Annotated in this window: 10 protein-coding genes and 1 pseudogene; 7 read left to right on the plus strand and 4 right to left on the minus strand. The window is 42.4% G+C overall.

Annotated elements, in window-relative coordinates; translation table 11 throughout:
• From O9295_RS01195 to O9295_RS01205, 3 genes are all read left to right on the plus strand, one after another.
• Positions 1-636 (plus strand): RNA-guided endonuclease TnpB family protein (locus O9295_RS01195; protein WP_288031073.1); only part of this gene is annotated, 636 nt, incomplete at its 5' end.
• A gap of 76 nt (positions 637-712) precedes the next feature.
• Positions 713-1,108 (plus strand): NINE protein, encoded by a 396-nt coding sequence (locus O9295_RS01200; RefSeq protein WP_002759086.1) that lies wholly within the window; start codon positions 713-715, stop codon positions 1,106-1,108.
• Complete coding sequence (locus tag O9295_RS01205) at positions 1,108-1,638, plus strand: ComEA family DNA-binding protein (protein WP_002782752.1); 531 nt, start codon at positions 1,108-1,110, stop codon at positions 1,636-1,638. Before O9295_RS01200 ends, O9295_RS01205 begins: the two co-directional genes overlap by 1 nt.
• 149 nt (positions 1,639-1,787) lie before the next feature.
• Here the strand turns inward: O9295_RS01205 and gyrA are convergent, their stop codons facing one another.
• From gyrA to O9295_RS01225, 4 genes and pseudogenes are all read right to left on the minus strand, one after another.
• Positions 1,788-4,340 carry a DNA gyrase subunit A gene (gene gyrA, locus O9295_RS01210; RefSeq protein WP_288031075.1) on the minus strand — a complete coding sequence of 851 codons (2,553 nt, stop codon included), beginning with the start codon at positions 4,338-4,340 and terminating at the stop codon, positions 1,788-1,790.
• Positions 4,341-4,837: 497 nt separating this feature from the next.
• Positions 4,838-6,068: pseudogene (locus O9295_RS01215) on the minus strand (IS1634 family transposase); the annotation flags it as partial.
• Positions 6,069-6,125: 57 nt separating this feature from the next.
• Positions 6,126-6,725: a hypothetical protein gene (locus O9295_RS01220; protein ID WP_288031077.1), complete on the minus strand. Its 600-nt coding sequence runs from the start codon at positions 6,723-6,725 to the stop codon at positions 6,126-6,128.
• 156 nt (positions 6,726-6,881) lie between these two features.
• Positions 6,882-7,493, minus strand: a complete 612-nt coding sequence (locus O9295_RS01225) for a calcium-binding protein (protein ID WP_287733421.1) — start codon at positions 7,491-7,493, stop codon at positions 6,882-6,884.
• Positions 7,494-7,754: 261 nt separating this feature from the next.
• Here O9295_RS01225 and O9295_RS01230 point away from each other — a divergent pair, with 261 nt between their 5' ends.
• From O9295_RS01230 to O9295_RS01245, 4 genes are all read left to right on the plus strand, one after another.
• Complete coding sequence (locus O9295_RS01230; RefSeq protein WP_288031080.1) at positions 7,755-8,789, plus strand: hypothetical protein; 1,035 nt, start codon at positions 7,755-7,757, stop codon at positions 8,787-8,789.
• Between the two features lie 124 nt (positions 8,790-8,913).
• Positions 8,914-9,174 (plus strand): hypothetical protein, encoded by a 261-nt coding sequence (locus O9295_RS01235; protein ID WP_002758926.1) that lies wholly within the window; start codon positions 8,914-8,916, stop codon positions 9,172-9,174.
• A complete protein-coding gene (locus tag O9295_RS01240) occupies positions 9,161-9,571 on the plus strand; it encodes a type II toxin-antitoxin system VapC family toxin (RefSeq protein ID WP_012264691.1) in 411 nt (136 codons plus the stop codon). Before O9295_RS01235 ends, O9295_RS01240 begins: the two co-directional genes overlap by 14 nt.
• Positions 9,572-9,765: 194 nt before the next feature.
• The gene (locus O9295_RS01245; protein ID WP_288031082.1) at positions 9,766-12,336 is read left to right on the plus strand and encodes a CHAT domain-containing protein; all 2,571 of its coding nucleotides are present in this window, start codon (positions 9,766-9,768) and stop codon (positions 12,334-12,336) included.
• Positions 12,337-12,568 lie beyond the last annotated feature (232 nt).

The raw sequence follows: 12,568 nt of genomic DNA on the forward strand, positions 1-12,568 counted from the left end.
GATTTAGGACTGAATCATTTTGCTATTACCAGTAATGGTAGTAAATATGATAATCCTAGACATTTAGCTAAACATCAACGTAATCTAAAAAGGAAACAACAAAAGTTATCGCGTAAAAAGAAGGGAAGTAACAACCGTCAAAAAGCTAGACGTAAAGTAGCTAAAGTTCACTCTAAAATCTCAAGATGTCGTGAGGATTTTCTGCACAAGCTATCCCGTAAGATAGTTAACGAAAACCAAGTTATTGCGGTAGAAAATCTCAATGTTAAAGCCATGCTACGCAATCATAATTTAGCTAAGGCTATTAGTGATTGTAGTTGGGGAATGTTTTGTACAATGCTCAAATACAAGGCAGAATGGCAAGGAAAAACTTATATCGAAGTTGATAGGTTTTTCCCTAGTTCTAAAACTTGTCATGTCTGTCTAAATCAAGTGGGTAGTTTATCCCTTGATGTTAGAATATGGACTTGTGTGCATTGCAAAACAATCCATGATCGTGACATAAATGCGGCAATAAATATTCGAGATGAAAGCTTACGGATATTGTCGTTAGGAACTAGCGATACTGCCTATAGAGGGGATATAAGACCAAAAGCTGGGCGTAAGTCCGTCTTGAGGCAATCCCCCGTGAAATAGGAAGCTCTCAACGATCTTGAGAGTAGTTCACAATAGAAAGTTCAGATCAGGCTAAAATCAATCTCGAACAGGTGTCATGCTTCTGGTGGAAAAATTATTAAGTAAGCCCAAAAGCCGTAAATTAGCGATTTTTTTGGCTTTTATCGGCAGCATTCTCGCTTTACCCTTTCCTATCGCTGGTATTCATAAATTCTATCTCGGTCAACCTCTCTGGGGAATTATTTATCTTCTCCTCTGGCAAACTCCGATTCCCCGGGTGGCTTGCGCGATCGATGCAGTGTGGTATTTAATCCAAGATAACCAATTTTTGGCTAACTATTTTCCCACTGCCACCGCTGCTGCCACTGTCCCCAGTTTAGAGCCTAAACAAGTAGAGGCGATCGGGGCAGCTTTAAGGGAATTAGAGCGCCTCCGGCAAGAAGGATTAATTTCTGAGTACGAATTTGAAGAAAAACGGCGACAACTACTATAATGACACCGCAAAACTGGTTAGGACGCACTTTTAACCCTTTAAAAGCCAAAATTAGCAATGATCCCTATTATCGCTTTCGTTCCCTCGATGAGATCGCTATGGCGGCGCAATTGGGCATTAAAATTAATGTCAGTCAAGCGGGTGTGGATGATTGGCTGCGATTGCCGGGGATATCCATCCATCAAGCGCGAATGTTGGTGGAATTGCTGGGTATGGGGGTAGAATTGCTTTGTCTCGAAGATCTAGCGGCTGCTTTGAGTGTTCCTGTGGCTAGATTGAAAGCTTGGGAGCCGATTCTAGAATTTGCCTATTATAGCCGGGAAAGTCACCTCGCACCCCCTAAAATAAATCCTAACACTGCCTCGATCGAGCAGTTAACCACCCTGCCCCTAATCAGCGATAATTTGGCAGCTGCCATTATTAAAAACAGGGAAGAACAGGGATTATTTAAGAATATTGTGGATTTTAAAGGGCGTTTATCCCTAGACGCTCAGGAAATCTCCCAATTAATGCACTTTTTTCAGTTTTAATCCCAAATCCTCAGAACAGGAGACAGGAGATAGGAGATAGGAGATAGGAGACAGGAGACAGGAGACAGGAGATTATTTCTATTTATTCTTCCGACACCCCACACCCCACACCCCACACCCCACACCCTACACCCCACCAACAAACTTTTCTAAATGTCTTCAGATTCCTCCCCATCATTAGGGGGAACTAGGGCCACCGCAGCGATCGCATCGTCCTCATCGAGTTTTTGTACCCGGATGCCTCCGGCCGATCGCGATTGAGGAGTAATAGCATCGACGGATTGACGGATAATAATACCCCGTTCGGTGATAATCATAAATTCCTCGTGGGGGTTAACAACGTGCAGAGCCGCTAATTTATCGTTCTTTTTGCGGAATTTAATCACTCTGACTCCTAATCCCGCCCGATTTTGCAGACGTAGGAGGGTAACGGGAACCCGTTTTCCCAGTCCTGCCATGGTAATCGCTAACACCCAGGGGCCATTATTAGCCACTTCGGGGTTAATTTCTTCGCTTTCGTCCTCGGTTTCTTCTTCGTTAGATTCAGCGATTTGGGCGACAATTTGACTAGGCAGGATGTCCATACTAATTAATTCGTCACCTGAGCGCAATTTCATCGATTTTACGCCTTTAGTTGCCCTTCCCAAGGAGCGCAATTGTTGACTATCGGCCTTAAAATGAATGGCCATCCCCTGACGAGAACCGATAATGACGCTGTCTTCCTCTTTGGCCAAGCGAACCCAACGCAGTTGATCACCGTCTTCGAGAGAAATGGCGATTAAACCGTTCGATCGAATATTACTAAAGGCAGCGAGGGCGGTTTTCTTGATAAATCCCTTTTGTGTGAGCATAATCAGGTAATTATCCTCGCTGAACTCGCTGACTGCCACCACCGAGGTAATTTTCTCCCCTTTGGGAATCTCTAACAGTTGCACGATGGGAACGCCGCGAGCGGTACGGGAACCGGTGGGGATATGATAGGCATTGAGACTATAGACAACCCCGCGATCGGTGAAAAAGAGAACGCTATCGTGATCGCGGCAGGTGATAAAGTGATCGATGCCGTCGTCTTCTTTCATTTTTGCGCCAGCTTTGCCCCTTGTTGCCCGATTTTGGGACTCAAAGGTATTAACGGGCATTCTTTTGATGTAACCCTGTTCGGTGACGAGAATTAAGGCCTGTTCGTTGGCAATCAGGTCAGTTTCGGCGATTTCTCCTTCCCGTTGTTCAATATGAGTGCGACGGGGGGTAGCGTGAATCGTTTTGATCTGTTGCAGTTCTTCCTCGATAATGCTGTCGATCCGTTCTTTTCTGGCTAAAATATCCTGAAGATCGCCGATTTTTGTCAGTAATTCCCCGTGTTCTTGCTGAATTTTCTCCGATTCTAGGGCGGTTAACCGTCGCAGCTGCATTTGTAGGATTGCGTCCGCTTGCACCTCTGAGAGGCCAAAATTCTGCACTAATCCCTCTTTTGCACTAGCTGTGTCGGCAGCACTGCGAATCAGGGCAATGACTGCATCGAGACTAGCGAGGGCAATTAGTAAACCCTGAAGGATATGATCCCTTTCCTCGGCCTTGCGGAGTTCATAACGGGTACGACGGGTGATCACTTCTACCCGAAAATCGAGGAAAACGCGGAGAAACTCCCTTAAAGTCAGTAATCTCGGTTCGTTATCGACTAATGCCAACATATTCGCCCCAAAATTCGACTGGAGGGGCGTTTGTTTATAAAGATTGTTGAGGACGACGCGAGGATAGGCATCTCGTTTCAGTTCGATCACTACCCGGATGCCGTCGCGATCGCTTTCGTCCCGCACATCGGAAATACCGTCTATTTTGCGATCATTGACCAAATCGGCGATTTTTTCGATTAATGCCGCTTTATTGGTTTGATAGGGCAGTTCGGTGATAATAATAGCATCTCGATCGGGTCTTCCCCTTTGTTCGATGGTTTCAAAGGAGGCGACTCCCCGCAGGGTAATAGAACCCCGGCCGGTGGTGTAAGCTTCCTGAATACCGTCTCTGCCAAGGATATGCCCCCCGGTGGGAAAGTCCGGCCCCGGGATATAACGCTGTAATTCCGTATCGGTGAGATCGGGGTTATGGATGAGGGCAACGGTTCCATCGATAATCTCGGCCAGGTTGTGGGGGGGGATATTGGTGGCCATACCGACGGCGATCCCCGATGAGCCATTAATTAGCAGTTGTGGGACTCTAGAGGGTAAAACCACGGGTTCCTGTTGGGAACCATCGAAGTTATCGGCAAAATCGACGGTTTCTGACTCGATATCCTGTAGTAGGGCGTTGGTGGCCAGGGTGTGCAGACGACACTCGGTATAACGCATGGCTGCCGGGGGATCGTTATCGATCGATCCGAAGTTACCATGACCGTTAATCAGGGGATCGCGCATGGAGAAATCCTGGGCCATGCGGACGAGAGCATCGTAAACAGCAGTATCCCCGTGGGGATGGTATTTTCCTAATACTTCCCCGACGACTCTAGCGCATTTCCGGAAGGGGCGATCGGGGGTTAATCCTAGTTCGTACATCGCATAAAGAATGCGCCGGTGTACGGGTTTCAGTCCGTCCCTAGCGTCGGGCAAGGCGCGCCCAACGATGACGCTCATGGCGTATTCTAGGTAGGAACGGGACATTTCATTGCTTAAGTCTGTGGGGACGATATGATCCTGGGCGGCGGTCATAGGGGGGTTAACTCCAATAACAAGGCAAAAAAAGCGTTTTTGTGAGTAAATTCGCTAAAAATCGGGTTTTTACCCTTTTGATGTGCAAAATATGCCCATTTGTAGGACTATTTTACCATAAAATCTCTCTTTTTTGGGGTTTAGAATAGTGTCAAGTTAGCAGCGAGCGCAGATACCTTGGCTGGGATGGACGGGTTAATGGTTTGCTATCCTCTTGACAGAGATTGCAGAAAGTCGCGCAGCTCTTTAAACCCACATTCCGCACCCTAAGTGTCACAACGTCTCAAAAGAGGAAGATGCCTGAGTCAAAATACTTATCTAGAGGAGTGAGTTGGCGGCAAGCTGCCGCCAACTAAGCCGAAAATTTCAGGGTTCCCCCGTTCATTCTCAATAAGCACTATTTATTGAGAATGAACGGGCAATCGGACTTAACATCTAGGGGGAGATGTTCGAGTAGCTCGCTTTGTTTTGTCACCCCTTGAAGTCAATCCATCTGGTCAAGATAAGAGATAATATTCCTGGCAAGGTTTGGGGAAAAATCTCAAAATGTTGCGCCTCTCATCCGTTAAGTTGCTAATCTTTTGATTGTCTTGAATAGGTCGGAGATGAATCCCTTGAAAGCCCTGAAATATCCAGCGTAATGTTGGTCGGTCAGTTAACTTACCCAACGGATTTTTCAGTCCCGTCTCCTGCTGTTTTAAGTTCAGACGAAGTTGTCTTTGACCAATAGTATAAACCAACAGGCACAAGCCCATGAGCATGGCCATGACCTCGATTCTATGGGGAGATTTGAGAAAGACACTGTGGGCAAAAAAGCAGGGGTCTTTGAGAAAAGAAAATCCTCTTTCTGGAGCTTGTTGCCCTTTATATTTTTTGAGTATATCCTCACTGCTCAATCGTTTTTTCTCCAATTCGTTAGTTGCTAAAACGAATCGTCCTGCTCGTTTCTTTAGCCTCTCAATGGCTGGCAAATTCAACTCTAATTCGGACTGAATTCGGTAGAATTGAGAGGGGGAATTGTCGGTCAGTTTGGCTTTTAATTTCTTCGAGTCAGCTTGAAAGTAATTCCCTTGAATCTCAGTTAACCGATGAGATTTTAAGGAGTCAGATAATCCCTTGACTATCGCCAACGCCACCGCTCTATTCTCAAATTCTCTTCGGGATAGTTGCCGGATTTTTTCTTATGCCCAATTCTTTTCCTGCTCGATTTTTTTCTCTAATTTTTTCAAGTCTGATTCTTTTCTAGTTTGACTTTCAACTAGCAACCATCTTGGTTCTATCCCCCCATAGTTAGAGCTTGTTTCCCGCCAGGAATAACCCGGTATTTCTGCATCGGTTAACTCTTTTTCTGAGATGCTATCAACCAACTCTTGAGCCTCCTGCTCCTGATTTCAGGATTTCTACTGTTGGGTATTCCTTTTTATATTCTCCTTCCACTGAGAGGGAAGTAGCATCTAAAGGGGAATTCTCGGTCGCTACACCAAATTTTTTCACGGCCGCTAAACTAATCAGTAGGAAAATGACCGAAACATCAAGTTGATAAAGTTTGTCCATTACTCGACTAATTTTATCATCATTCAGGTGTTTGGGTTCGATGCCATCTCCCCGCAGATGTTCGGTTGCTTTATCTTCAAAAAATTGAGGAAATAAATACAAGGATCGGGAGACAAATCCCAATCCGTTAAGAATAATCGCTTTTACTACTTGCCCAGCTGTGACAATTTCTCCTGGAACCCATTGAGACTTGTTCGTTTGACAACAACCCAATAGCGAGCTACAATGCGATCACTTTCTGGCTTTGCGGATAGCACTCCCTAGCATTAAACCCCCAAGGGTAATATAAGCAAGAACGCTGCTGGATTCTGGAGTCGTTCTTTTAGATGCAACACGAATCTGAACAAGAACATCATCGTCATCATCATCTACAGTGAAAGATGCAGCGTCATCAAGATGAGCTAAGAAGATATTAGTATCTAGTAACTCAAATGTATTTACTCCGAAACCAAGGCTATTATCTAGATCCGAAAAAACTATTTGTGAAGCCATATCTGTGCCTCCAATTGTAGCGAAAAAACTTTGACCATTCCAGTTAGTTAAAACTGCCAGTGGAATTGGTTGATCTGGATTAAAAGACCCCAAAAAAACCTCACTGTTTGTTGATGGATTATTCGGCAATCCTGAAAGAACTGGAACAAAGTTTTCTGAAGTAGTCCCAAGACCAAACTCAGAATTGGCACCAGCACCACCTCCTAAGGATTTAACGTAAATATCAACCTGATCAGGAAATTTAAACTCTGCTGCACTGCTTGGATTAGTAATACCGCCAACGAATAAAGCAATAGCAAAAGTAAATAAGGGATATTTGGGGTTGCAGGGATTGAACATTTTTGTTGCTCCTCAAAAATTAATTCTTTTTTTGTTGTTCGTTATCTTTTGTTCCTTGAGAACAAGGTTTATGCTTTTAGTTTGATCAGTGAGCAAAAATTGCCCAGTCGTCTGGAACAGGCGAACCAAAAGATTCGCCCGCCCACTCCCAACCAATTAAATAAGCTGAACATCTAAAGAGACAGCAAACCCTGCGGGGCGATTTTCAATGGTTGCGAATTGTTGCCCAAGAAAACTTAACCCACCTGTTAAGCTATTGTAGTTAAATTGGCTAAGGCTACTAGCATTAAATCCGAACTTACTGATTTGGATGACATCGCCCTCTATCCACTGAAAATCCTTGATTACGTCAACTCCTTCTAGAAGAGAACCGAAAAAAAAGGCATCGGCACCAGTGCCGCCAGTGAGGATATCATTGCCATAGCCGCCATAGACAAAGTCATTCCCAGCGCCTCCTAATAGAACATCGTTGTCGGCTCCGCCAAAGAGATAATCAGTGTTGTTTCCGCCTGATAAAGTGTCAGCACCTGCTTCGCCAATGAGCAAGTCACTACCGTTTCCGCCGAAGACATTGTCATTTCCAGCGCCGCCGAAGAGGTCATCTGCACCATCTCCACCATCAATGTAGTCGTTGCCTATTCCACCGTCGATGTAGTCGTTGCCTCCTTGGCCGTAAATGCTATCATTCCCTTCATTCCCGTAAAGGGTGTCATTACCGAAACTGCCGAACAAGAAGTCATTGTAAATTGTACCGTTGTAAACTGGCATTAGCTGTCAACTCCTGTGAATTAATTAGTTGATGATTCAAGTCAAACATTCAGAGCAAATAACATTCAATAGATACTGAATAACAAATTGGTATCAGCCAACAACTCTAAATAACTCTAAATAGCTCTAAATAACCGTACATAACTTTTAATAACAATTAATAACATTGCTTTCTCTTTCTCATAAAAATATTGACAAATCCGAGGAAATGATGTAATCTTTAAATATCTCTATTAATTTTTGATTATTTTTGAACTAAAAATGGTTGGCATTCCTGACACGATAGGGACTAAAGATAAAGACCTATTGCAAAAAGCATTTCTAAACTGGATCTTGCAAAGTACTGGTTTGATAAAAAATCAAGATCATAGTTGTTTATTTCAACTTCTATATAATCCAAAAAATCAAGATAAAAAAAGAAGTGAAATTGTCGAAATAATGAAAAATAAGCATAATCTTCATTATACGGAAGCAACTATTAATGAATATGCGAAAAGAATTAGGAGAATAATGGTAGATGTGTTTAAACAAGCGATGATAGACGATGGATTAGAATTAAGTGTCAATTTAATTACTACTAAATATGAGAAGAAAGGAAAACCTCAGAATTCAATTGAACCTCATCAAGTGACTTATCAATGGTTATGGGAGAAAAAATTTCCTCGGATGGGTTGGGAATTAGCAAAAGAAGTTGCTGCACCTGCTTGTAATAAGTTAACGATGCTGGATATTAATGAAAATTTTGAGGGAGAAAAATCCCCTAATGGAGGAGCCTCAAACGGGAGTTCAAAAAGGGGTCTAGTTATGAATGGTACTGTAATTAAGCCAGAGCCAGATAAGGGTAATTATATTTATCTTAACAAGCCCCATTATTTATGGGTTAATTTACCTGACAATGGTAAATATTTATTGTTAATTAATGAGACGGTAGAAGGAAATTTTTATCTCTTTAGTCCTTCAAGAGCATTTGCCTATATTCCTTATACTAAGCTGTCAGAAGGACTTCGTTTACCCCCGTCTGAAGGACTAGCTCGATTTTTCCAATATGATGCAGTAGGAGATGAATATTTTCTGGCAATTGTCACAGAGCAACCCATTGATTTATCTTGGGTTAATGGGGAATCTGACCCTACAGATATTATCTTAAATCAAAAGCGTCTTGAGGAGATATTTATTAAATTGGGTCAACAGGGTAATAGTGAAGTGTTTTATAAGCGGTTTAAGGTGGTAGAACAAACAATTAATTACTCTGATCAATCAGCAACAATAATTAACAACAAAAACTTAGTTTATTAAAGGAAGATAGTAACATCAATCAATCCATCATTAACCAGATACAACAGTATAACCAGATCGCATCATGCCAGCGATCGCCCTTGCCCATTGTCAACAGTAATTGCCCATAAAATAGGAAAAAACAATGCAAATTTCTATTCAACTAGACGATGAACACGCTCAAAAACTAGCCTATATTCAACAAACCACCCAAGAAAATACTTTAGAAACCATTCAACAAGCCATTGAACTACGCTATCAACAACTCCAAGAAAAAACACACGATCCCCTAGCTAAATTAAAACAAAGTTCCTTTATCGGTAGCTTTGAAGCAGAGGCTGACTTTGCCGAAAACTCAGAAAATATTTTGCATTCACTCCTATCAGAAAAAAATGATCATTGCTGATACAGGATTCTTTCTCGCTCTTGGTAATCGAAAAGACAAAGATCACTCGTTAGCCATTCAAACTATTTATAGTCAAAATGAAGCCTTAATTACCACCTATCCTGTTATCACCGAAACCTGTTATTTACTCTTAGCCAGAATAGGTAATCAGGCGCAAATCAACTTTTTGCAGGGATTGGTTAACGATAACTTTGAAATATTTCATTTACAAAATCATCATATTGAACGAATGATTGAATTAATGGATCGTTACGCTAACTTACCGATGGATATGGCAGACGCTTCTTTGATTGTATTAGCAGAGCATCTAGGACATGGAAGAATATTAACTGTTGATCGTCGAGATTTCAGTATCTATCGTTGGAACAATACGGAGGTTTTTAACAACTTATTGTAGGAGATATTTATTCAGGGTAATCAGGGTAATAGTGAGGTGTTTTATAAGCGGTTTAAGGTGGTGGAAAAACCCATTAATCACTCTGATCAATCAGCAACAATAATCAGCAACAAAAACTTAGTTTATTAAAGGAAGATAGTAACATCAATCAATCCATAATTAACCAGATACAACAGTATAACCAAACCCTAGGAATGCTATATCAGCAGGGGCAATATGAGCAAGGGATTATCTTCGCTCAAAAAACCTGTGATTTAGCCAAAAGTTACTCACTAACTAATGAGCCTATTTATGCTTATTCTTTGAATCTTTTAGCCATATTATATAAGTCAATGGGACGGTATGAGCAAGCTTTACCTCTCTCTCAACAAGTTCTCGAAATTGTTGGTAAAAGTTTAGGTACTGACCACCCTGAATATGCTAATTGTCTGAATAACTTAGCCCTATTATATGAGTCAATGGGACAGTATGAGCAAGCTTTACCTCTTCATCAACAAGCTCTGGAAATTAGTGGTAAAATTCTAGGTACTGACCACCCTAACTATGCTGGTTCTCTGAATAACTTAGCCGGATTATATAAGTCAATGGGACAGTATGAGCAAGCTTTACCTCTCCATCAACAAGCTCTCAAAATTATTGGTAAAAGTTTAGGTACTGACCACCCTGGCTATGCCACTTCTCTGAATAACTTAGCCGCATTATATCGGTCAATGGGACGGTATGAGCAAGCTTTACCTCTCTTTCAACAAGCTCTCGAAATTCATGGTAAAAGTTTAGGTACTGATCACCCTAATTATGCTCTTTTTCTCAATAATTTAGCCCTTTTATACACAGCAACCAACCGCCCAGAAGAAGCACTAAAATTAATGCAAGAAGCGGCAGATATTGATTTAAAAACTATCTCGACCATCTTTAGCATTAGCACCGATAAGCAACGCATCAACTATCTTGCCAAAAACTACCATATAGTAGAAACATTTCTCTCCCTTGTTTTCCAACACTTTCCTAATAGCCCCGAAGCGGTACAATCTGCCTATAACCTCATCTTAAGACGAAAAGCGATCGCAACCGAAACCGCCATCCTGCAAAAAATCGCCCTATTATCCCAACAATACGCCCATCTTGCCCCCAAACTCCAACAATGGCAACAAATTAGGCAACAACTCGCCAAACGCTGTTTTGATATACCCACCCCCGAACAACTTCCCTACTACCAACAAGAAATTAAATCCCTCGAACAACAAGCGGAAAACCTCGAACGAGAATTAAATATCCCCGAACTTAACCTCGAAAAAGAACTGCAAAACGCTGATTTTCGTACCATCGCCTTAGAATTACCCCAAGGAACTACTCTAATTGAATTTATTAGGTTTAATAACTACAATTTTCAGGCAATTCCCGCCAACGGTGACGCTGCATCCTTTCCCCCTCGCTATCTCGCCTTTATCCTACCTGCCCAAGCCCCAGAACAGCTAACTATGATAGATTTAGGAGAAGCTGAACCCATAGACAAATTAGTGAAAGAGTTTCGGGAATCGGTAGAAAACCCACGAGGATTAAGTGTGGCCGTATTTAAGAAACAAGAGGATATACTGTCAAAAATTGAACTAAGCAAGCTTATTTTTGACAAAATCAAGCCTTATCTCACCCAAGAATTAATTATCTGTCCCGATGGCGAATTAAACTGCTTACCCTTTGAAATTTTACCCACCGATAAAGGCAGCTACTTAATGGATGAATATCGCTGCAACTTCTTAAATGTAGGGCGAGATATCCTGCGATTTAAAGCCAAAATTCCCGCAAAAGTCACCTATCCTCTCGTTATCGCTAACCCTGACTATAACTTAGCTAGTCCCGAAAACACGCCATCAACTGCCGAAAATGAGGAAAAATTCCCCTTTAAACCATCCTTACGCAATTTAGCCACCTCTAGACAAGGACAAATATTCAACTCCCTCCCCGGCACCGAAATCGAAGGCGAAAAAATCGCTAAAATACTCAGAGTCAAACCCGTTACCGCCGCCAAAGCTTTAAAACCTCTTGTCTCCAAAGCCCAAAAAGCCCCTTATATTCTCCATATTGCTACTCATGGCTACTTTCTCGGCGATATAACCCCCGAACTGGACACAATTAACCAAAACTTCATGTTATCGAGTCTTTCCGCCTCAGAAAGATTCCAAGTCGGCACCAGACAAAATCCCCTGTTGCGTTCAGGTTTAGCCTTTGCGGGGGTGAATACGATGTTAAACGGCGGTAAACTACCCGAAAAAGCCGAAGATGGCTTATTAACTTCCCTAGACGTGCAATCTATCAATTTAGCAGGGACAGAGTTAGTAGTAACATCCGCCTGTGAAACCGCCTTAGGAGACCTCTACACAGGAGAAACCCTCATCGGTTTGCGTCGTTCCTTCATCCAAGCAGGAGCAAAAACCGTTATTATCAGCCTTTGGAAAGTGGAGGATGTGGCTACCACTATCTTAATGCAGTATTTCTATTATTATCTCCTGAAAGCCAAACTTAGCAAAGCAGAAGCTTTGAGAAAAGCCAAATCTAGCCTCCAGCGTCTCACCATCGCCAAAATGCGTTCCCAATGGCTAACGGAAGATGCCATCAAATCGGCAGAAAAACACAGTATAGGAACTGCTGCCCATTTGCGGGAATTAAGTCAAAAATCTGATTTAGAACGCCCTTATGAAGCTCCTAAGTATTGGGCAGCTTTTATTTGTTTAGGGAATCCAGCCGGTCTTCCGCTTTTACCATTTTGACAGCCGAGCAAGGGACAAAATCTCAAAACCCACATTCCGCACCCTAAGTGTCACAACGTCTCAAAAGAGGAAGGGGCGTGAGTCAAAATACTTAGGGTCTGCTGAAAAAGTTTTTCCTAGGGGCAGGGTGTAGGGTGTGGGGTGTGGGGTGTGGGGTTTTACCCATTTTCATCGGGTAAATTACCTAATTTTCAGGGAAAAAGTCCAGGGATTTTCCCCCCGACCACTCCCA

The organism is Microcystis sp. LE18-22.4A, from assembly GCF_027531105.1.
In the GTDB taxonomy this organism is placed as follows: Bacteria; Cyanobacteriota; Cyanobacteriia; order Cyanobacteriales; family Microcystaceae; genus Microcystis; species Microcystis aeruginosa.

Bases quoted from the DNA above. Each gene is read 5' to 3' on its own strand.
- O9295_RS01200 (WP_002759086.1), top strand. From the start codon at position 713: ATGCTTCTGGTGGAAAAATTATTAAGTAAGCCCAAAAGCCGTAAATTA.
- O9295_RS01205 (WP_002782752.1), top strand. From the start codon at position 1,108: ATGACACCGCAAAACTGGTTAGGACGCACTTTTAACCCTTTAAAAGCC.
- gyrA (WP_288031075.1), bottom strand. From the start codon at position 4,340: ATGACCGCCGCCCAGGATCATATCGTCCCCACAGACTTAAGCAATGAA.
- O9295_RS01220 (WP_288031077.1), bottom strand. From the start codon at position 6,725: ATGTTCAATCCCTGCAACCCCAAATATCCCTTATTTACTTTTGCTATT.
- O9295_RS01225 (WP_287733421.1), bottom strand. From the start codon at position 7,493: ATGCCAGTTTACAACGGTACAATTTACAATGACTTCTTGTTCGGCAGT.
- O9295_RS01230 (WP_288031080.1), top strand. From the start codon at position 7,755: ATGGTTGGCATTCCTGACACGATAGGGACTAAAGATAAAGACCTATTG.
- O9295_RS01235 (WP_002758926.1), top strand. From the start codon at position 8,914: ATGCAAATTTCTATTCAACTAGACGATGAACACGCTCAAAAACTAGCC.
- O9295_RS01240 (WP_012264691.1), top strand. From the start codon at position 9,161: ATGATCATTGCTGATACAGGATTCTTTCTCGCTCTTGGTAATCGAAAA.
- O9295_RS01245 (WP_288031082.1), top strand. From the start codon at position 9,766: ATGCTATATCAGCAGGGGCAATATGAGCAAGGGATTATCTTCGCTCAA.